Source organism: Thioalkalivibrio sp. ALE21 (assembly GCF_003208255.1).
Taxonomy (GTDB): domain Bacteria; phylum Pseudomonadota; class Gammaproteobacteria; order Ectothiorhodospirales; family Ectothiorhodospiraceae; genus Thioalkalivibrio; species Thioalkalivibrio halophilus.
In genome coordinates this window covers 1-6,481 of record NZ_QKMA01000036.1, presented here as the reverse complement: position 1 = coordinate 6,481, position 6,481 = coordinate 1, and the positions used below count along the sequence as shown (strand labels likewise).

General features: G+C 58.2%; 7 protein-coding genes. 4 read left to right on the top strand and 3 right to left on the bottom strand.

Annotation, left to right across the window (positions count from 1 at the left end; all coding sequences use genetic code 11):
• Positions 1 to 237, bottom strand: a 237-nt coding sequence (locus D893_RS13535) for a transposase (RefSeq protein WP_146220568.1), incomplete at its 3' end; no start/stop codon positions are given.
• 375 nt (positions 238 to 612) lie between these two features.
• On the opposite strand from D893_RS13535, the gene D893_RS13780 reads away from it, so the two are divergent.
• The 4 genes from D893_RS13780 to D893_RS13510 all read left to right on the top strand — a co-directional run bounded on the left by D893_RS13780 (position 613) and on the right by D893_RS13510 (position 5,405).
• A complete protein-coding gene (locus D893_RS13780) occupies positions 613 to 1,401 on the top strand; it encodes a hypothetical protein (RefSeq protein ID WP_146220567.1) in 789 nt (262 codons plus the stop codon).
• A 101-nt stretch (positions 1,402 to 1,502) separates the two neighbouring features.
• Positions 1,503 to 1,718, top strand: coding sequence for an AlpA family transcriptional regulator (locus D893_RS13525; protein WP_110620069.1), 216 nt, complete (start codon positions 1,503 to 1,505; stop codon positions 1,716 to 1,718).
• 438 nt (positions 1,719 to 2,156) lie between these two features.
• Complete coding sequence (locus D893_RS13515; RefSeq protein WP_110620068.1) at positions 2,157 to 3,347, top strand: AAA family ATPase; 1,191 nt, start codon at positions 2,157 to 2,159, stop codon at positions 3,345 to 3,347.
• A 1,224-nt stretch (positions 3,348 to 4,571) separates the two neighbouring features.
• Positions 4,572 to 5,405, top strand: a complete 834-nt coding sequence (locus D893_RS13510) for a hypothetical protein (RefSeq protein ID WP_110620067.1) — start codon at positions 4,572 to 4,574, stop codon at positions 5,403 to 5,405.
• 191 nt (positions 5,406 to 5,596) lie between these two features.
• Here D893_RS13510 and D893_RS13775 read toward each other — a convergent pair whose 3' ends face one another.
• Both D893_RS13775 and D893_RS13505 read right to left on the bottom strand, forming a co-directional pair.
• Positions 5,597 to 5,926 (bottom strand): hypothetical protein, encoded by a 330-nt coding sequence (locus D893_RS13775; RefSeq protein WP_146220566.1) that lies wholly within the window; start codon positions 5,924 to 5,926, stop codon positions 5,597 to 5,599.
• Between the two features lie 270 nt (positions 5,927 to 6,196).
• Positions 6,197 to 6,481 (bottom strand): integrase core domain-containing protein (locus D893_RS13505; RefSeq protein ID WP_146220565.1); only part of this gene is annotated, 285 nt, incomplete at its 5' end.

Here is a 6,481-nt window from a genome sequence, read left to right as displayed (position 1 = left end):
CTCGGTCATTGGCGCGGTCTCGAGCACGACGCGGAACTTCTCCTCGCTGCTCCAGCCCTCCGGGGTCGATCCTCGTGATGGCAAAACCTGTCCTCTCTCACGGGCCTGTTTGCGCCAATTGTACAGGGTCGCCGTGGAGATCCCCTCGGCCTCGGCCACCTCGGGGACAGTGAGGTTCATCGGTGGTGCCAGCTTGCGCAGGACGGCTTCCTTACGCTCCGCGGAGTAGTGCTTCATGGTTGTCACCTGTCGGTTGCGTTGAGGCGACAACTACGTTGACTGATAGGGCCCCGCTGGCACTGGTCGGCCTCGGCGATGATCTGCAACTTGTACTCGGCGGTAAAACGGCGGCGTGTCCGCCGCTCTTGTTTCGGGTCCGGGCTCACCTGAGACTCGGGTAACTCACTCGGTGCCTTCGGCATCAGTCGGCTCCTGCTGTCATGACCCTGAAATCTACGTTAACCCATACAAGGGCTGTATGGCTTCAGGTTGACAGACAGGGATCCACTCCTTATTGGTTGCATTATTAAATAATATTCTCGACATCGTGCCAGCCGCAGATAAACCACCCTGCATCGCCAAGGAACAAACACAAAAGGAACGATTACCAAGATGAACAAGCAATGGGAAACTGACAATTGCGCGGAAATGCGCGCCCATTACACAGTCTACTCCATTCCACAAGCCGCAGCCCTATGGTGCGGAATACCCGAAAATGAAGTCCCAGATATTCTCAACGAAGCTCAACAAATCTCTCAAACAGGGATTGGCCGGAGTATCTGGCGACATCCTTCAGTGGGTTGCCTGGAGCCGAGAAGCCGCGCAATTGCTGAAGCCATCGAGAGCGGTGACATTCCACACGGCCGCGAGGACGGGAGACCCGTAGCTCCAGGGGAACACGTCGCGCACGAGCGACGCCACTTTTTTGGTCGCGACTTAAGAAACTGGATTAAAGAAGCATTTCCGCTTGAAAAACCTGAGTTCCTCTTTTACGAGATTGAACGCAATACTACCTCCGACCTGACTATTGACAGCTACAACTCACTTAAAGCAGAAAACGAAATGCTAGCCCGAAGAATAGAAAAGGCCGAGGAGGCATTTAAAAGTCTAAGATCCGAGAAAGAGGAACTCGAAAAAGAGGTTGAGTCGCTTAGATCCCAATTCGAAGGAAACGAGCCACCAGAAACCCGAGCCGAGGTCGCGTACCAAATAATTATAGGCGCTCTCGTGGAAACTATACTGGGCGACGGACCAAAAACAAAAAAGCGTTTGGAGCTCAAAAACCAGACCGCACTTATTAATTTTTTAATTGAAGAATATCCAAAAAAATTCGGGATATCCCAGAGAAATCTAGAGAAGAAATTCCCTCTCGCCCGAACCGTTCTCATGCAATCTACCTAGTTCCGCAATTGCGGTTTGGAGAGCCGCAATTACGATGTTTACTGCGGGAAGCTTCAGAATAATCGATAGCCATGTCCAACAACGCCCAAGGAGGCACAGACATGGCTACGCAAATCCTCAGACTTCCCACGGTCAAAGCCCGCACGGGTCTTTCCCGCTCGACGATCTACCTGCGCATCGCAGAGGGTAGCTTCCCACCACCCATCCCCCTTGGTGGTCGCGCTGTCGGCTGGATTGAGGAAGAAGTCGACAACTGGATCAAGGAACGGATCTCTGCAACCCGCACTCACCTCGATAACAAAGGGGGTGCGCGGTGAGCGAAGGGACCCACGACACCCCGCTGGACCGCCTTCTACCACGGCTGGAAGCGGTGAAGCCAGCCGGGCCTAACCGGTGGTCAGCTCGCTGCCCCGCACATCCGGATCGCACGCCGAGCCTCAGCATTCGAGAAACGGACGACGGCACACTCCTCATCAAATGCTGGGCTGGGTGTGGTGCAGCAGATGTGGTCAGGGCTGTTGGCTTGGAGATGCGGGACCTCTTCCCACGCAAGCTCCCGATCAGCAGGTCACCTATTCGACCGAGCCAACGATGGGTGCCGCGAGAAGCACTCGATGCCCTGGCACAAGAAGCCCTGCTGGTAGTGATCGTTGCGGAAGATATTCACGAGGGGCGGACGCCAACCCAGAGCGACATGGAACGGCTTGCGCTAGCCGCTGGAAGGATCCGGGCCGCCGCTCGCGAGGTCGGTGCCCATGTCTGATCGAGGAACTGCTTGGCTTGATGAGCGTGTCGCGGCGAGCCATCCGCCAGACGAGGCTCAGCCGCTCGACCTCGCGTCCGGCAACGTAGCGAACCTTCTGACAACAGCCCCGCCGGCGCGTGAATGGCTAGTGCGGAACGTGCTGCCGCACAACGTGGTTGGTCTGTTGGGTGCCGCCGGAGGCACCGGGAAATCGTTCGCGAAGCTGCAACTGGCCGTAAGCCTCGCAACCCGCACCCCTTGGCTTGGTATGGAGCTCGGGGTGGAGGGCTCGAGCCTGATCCTGTCCGCCGAGGATGACCGCGACGAGATTCACAGGCGTCTCCATGCCGTGGTGAAACACTGTTACCCGCCCGGACACCCGGAACACACCAAGGGCCTAGAGGCGATAGGGAGTCGTGTGTTCATTCTGGACCGCGTTGGTGGGGACAACCGGCTGACGACGACGGTCGGCGGTGAGATCGAGCGGACCGAGCTCGCGGATCGCATCATTGCCACAGCGAAGGCGATGCCGGAGGCCCCAGTGCTAATTGTGCTGGACCCGCTGGCTCGTTTCGACGGTGGTGACCCAAACAGTAACGCCGACGGCACCCGACTAATCGAGACCGCCGAACACGTCCGCCGAGCGACAGGTGCGACGGTTCTTCTGCCCCACCACGTGAGCAAGGCGGGTTTTCGCGACTCCGAAGCAGGGCAAGAGGCAATCCGAGGTGCGAGCGGTCTGGTGGATGGGGCGCGCTGGGTCGGGCTAATGGCGACCCTTCGTCGCGATGAGGCGAAGAAATACAGGGTCGAGGCCGACGAAGCCAGCCGCTTTGTTCGCTTCACGATCGTCAAGGGTAATTACGGCCCGCCCTGGGAAGGCATGTGGCTAGAGCGCGGCGACGGTGGGGTCCTATACCCCACGAAGCTGAACCTGAGCCGAGCGAATGCGAGGCAACAACGCGCAGAAGAAACGTACCAGCGAGTGCTAGGCGAAACACGGGATCTGCTGCGCCGACATGGACCAATGAGCATCCGCCATATCCGCGACCATTACGCTGGGAAGAGCGGTGTCTTCCAGGCCGGGGAAAAGACGGTGCGGGAGGCACTCGACCGGGCGGTTGAGGATGGCGCGCTGATCTCCCGACCCTGCCCCAATGGCAACGGCAACCACCTGCACCTGGTGCCTGACGATAAATAGGGGGTGGGTTACCGGGGTAATGGGATACAGCGGGGTATTTACCCCACCACCCCACGAATTCCGCACCATGACACCATTTATCGTGGGGCACCATGGGGCACTTATTTTCCCGATGAAACGCCCGCAAGCCCCTGTTTCTTTGGGTGGGGTAGCGGGGTAAGTTCCTACCCCTACGGGGGCACCGGGGTAGTGCCCCACGGAGCAGCACGCTGCGGCATTCCCACTCCGCAGGCCCAGGGCACTCAATGAACCCCAACAATCGGCACACCAGTCTCACCAATGCCGCCCGTGCCGTTGATCTGAATCCCGACACCCGAACCACCCACGGGGACCCTATTTTTCCCTAGTTTCGTTCGCGCGCGCGGTATTCGTTCCTGCCCGTCAGTGGTGGAGACGTTCGAGATCCCCATCCAGGTGAGGGAGTGATCACCCTAATGCGTCGTCGCCGTAGCATGCCACTAAGGCCCGAAAGAACCGATTAAACAGCGGATAACGGCTGCGCAGGAACTGGACACAAGGAACGCGGTGAAGGCCAATGCCCAATTCCCTGGTTGGGGTTGCATCCCCAAAGGGGGATGCTGTTAATCGAGGCAGGTGCGGCCACAGTGGTCCTTCTTTGGAGTCGCCGTCGCAGGCGTCCCGGCTGTCCGACTCGGTCCACAAAGCGTTAAGGGAACTTGCCTGCTCATATCGACCGCGAACGAGGACCTGAAGAAGGTCATCTCACCTCCGTCGTCGCCCATGGCGGCTGGCAACGCTGCCGGGTGCGCTTCGTGCGCGATGCGATAACTCGGGTGCTTAAGGCGCTTGAGCCGCCGAGCGAGAAAGGCCGGTGCGCACGGCCTGCCCTTCCCAACCCGACGGATAAGACCCTCCAGTACCGCGAGGTCACCGGTCCCCTGCGTGGGCGATTCCGACCAGTCGCCGACTACGTTACATCCCTTGAGGGGGGCACTTCCCTCGTAAACTCAGGGTTTAATGAGTCTCGACTTCATCGTCGCAGCCACAGAGCGATTCAATCTGCGCATCGCGCAGCCGGAATCCGCTCGGTGTTGCGCCCGATTCGAACGGCCTTCCGTATCGTGCGAAAGGCAGTGCGCCACGTGGCATCAGATCATCCGAACGCACAATCTGCCAGCGCCTTGCCCCATGTCCGGTATCCTGTGTTCCAGAATGAGTGATTGAGCTGCCTGTAAGAGATTTGAGCGAGAGAAATAGTCCGACATGGCGAAGATCCGGGACATCCCAAATGCCGAGCGAATCGTGAGCCCCATTGCTGGCGTGCTTGCAGCGGTAGACAACATTACACGGCCCCTTCACGAGGCCCACAGGGCGATCATCAAGCCTTTCGAGCGGAACCGGGAGCTGTTTGCAGGTGTTCAGCGCTCGCTCAATCAGATCTCGGTGTTTGCCGATGCCATTGAAAGAGAGGAACGCCTTGGCGAAGCCGGATGGATTCCGCATCCGCTGCTCCCATTTAACAAGGTGACGGCAGAGTTGCTGAATGATCCCGACAGGCTCGATGAGGTTCTTCTGACCCACCTGTTGGAGCAGTGGACCTCCGTCGAGGCGCAGCTTCTGGACGACGAGGTGTTCAGTGTTCTCGATAATGGGCACCGGGAGACGGTTCGCCAGGCGCTGGCGGCGCACCACGCTGGGCTTTATCGCTGCGTGCCTCGAACCCTATTCGGGGAGATAGAGATGGCGGCCCACGCCGCGCTGGACGGGATCGAACTGCGGGGGAAGATCACCGCGCAACTGCGACCAGTGTGGGCCCTCTTGGACGAGCTCTCCATATCGCAGCTACAGTTTGGCGGGACAACGGGAATCGGGTACTACTTGGCAAAGGACAAGATCTACGCGGACACGAGAGATGGAGGTGCCGATGGCCGGTTGCCCAACCGCCATGACCATGTTCATGGGTACAGCCGCAGGCACGCAAACGAGCGGGAAAGTGCAAACACGTTATTGTTGACGGACATGATGTTGCGGCTTCTCGCGATACTGAGGGCGGAAGCAGACGAATTGGCCCGATTAAGCCGTAACGACAACGGATGACCGCCTTGATCCACGGGCGACTCCGGCGTGAGCCGCGTGACGGCGCATCTCCATTGGGTTTTCCAAACGCTGTGAGGGAGACGCAACATCGTGGCCCCGGGGGAACGGGCGAACGGGGCCACGGCCCTCGCCCGGTTAACACCTATCGGCCGAATGGCGCACTTAGACCCCTGCCGAGTCCAAGATCACACTTACGCGCCCTCCTCATTTTGCCCCCCCATCATGATGCGGAGTCGGATTGGAAAATTGCCGGTCGAGTCGGTCCAGACTTTCGTCCAGCGCCGATTAACCAAAACCTTTGCCGCCCGGATGCCGTAGGTTTCTCGCGCCCACTCTTCTACCGCCGATCGGCTCTTCGCATACTTCCCGCCAAATTCTGGCGCTGTCCCGCGCATTCCGGAAAGCATGCGCGGAATGTGCCCCTCCTCTATCACGCGCAATTGATAGCTGCCGAAACGTTTAGGAACCTCCGATTCCGGTATGTGAATTTCCGGCAGTCGTGCACTATCGAAGCCATCCATATCTCTTCCTCCTTAAATTAAACATATTCGTTAATTGATTATTATATAAAACTGCGCACCCCCTGAAATCGACCAGGAGAGGGAGCTTTCCATATCACCTGAACCTACAGACGGAAAATCCATTACTGTGTTTCTTCATTACCTATCCTAGCCGATTTATATGAAACAAAAACTAGTAATTCGCTGTTAATTACTGTCTGGGATAATTTCAGGTTAGGGGTCGCCTGCGCATGAATTGCGCTCATCGAAAATGGGAGTTCTCCGGGCACTCTAGGTGTCGGGTCCCGGCTGTTTGTATACATGTTTACGAAATAAATCGGGGCGTTCCTGTTGCCAGGCCTTGAGTGTCTCAACCGGCGTTCGATGCCCCAGCGCTTTCTGCCCGATCTGATGGTTGTAAAGGCGCTGGTAGTCCTGGAGGGTGTCCTTCAGATGTTCTCCCGAGCCGAAGCGCCGGGTCCGCAGCAAGTCGGCGATGCGGCCGTTGAAGCGCTCCACCATTCCGTTGGTCTGCGGCCGTTTCGGCCGGATCAGACGATGCTCGATCCCGTGGTC

Bases quoted from the DNA above. Each gene is read 5' to 3' on its own strand.
- D893_RS13515 (WP_110620068.1), top strand. From the start codon at position 2,157: ATGTCTGATCGAGGAACTGCTTGGCTTGATGAGCGTGTCGCGGCGAGC.
- D893_RS13510 (WP_110620067.1), top strand. From the start codon at position 4,572: ATGGCGAAGATCCGGGACATCCCAAATGCCGAGCGAATCGTGAGCCCC.
- D893_RS13775 (WP_146220566.1), bottom strand. From the start codon at position 5,926: ATGGATGGCTTCGATAGTGCACGACTGCCGGAAATTCACATACCGGAA.
- D893_RS13780 (WP_146220567.1), top strand. From the start codon at position 613: ATGAACAAGCAATGGGAAACTGACAATTGCGCGGAAATGCGCGCCCAT.
- D893_RS13525 (WP_110620069.1), top strand. From the start codon at position 1,503: ATGGCTACGCAAATCCTCAGACTTCCCACGGTCAAAGCCCGCACGGGT.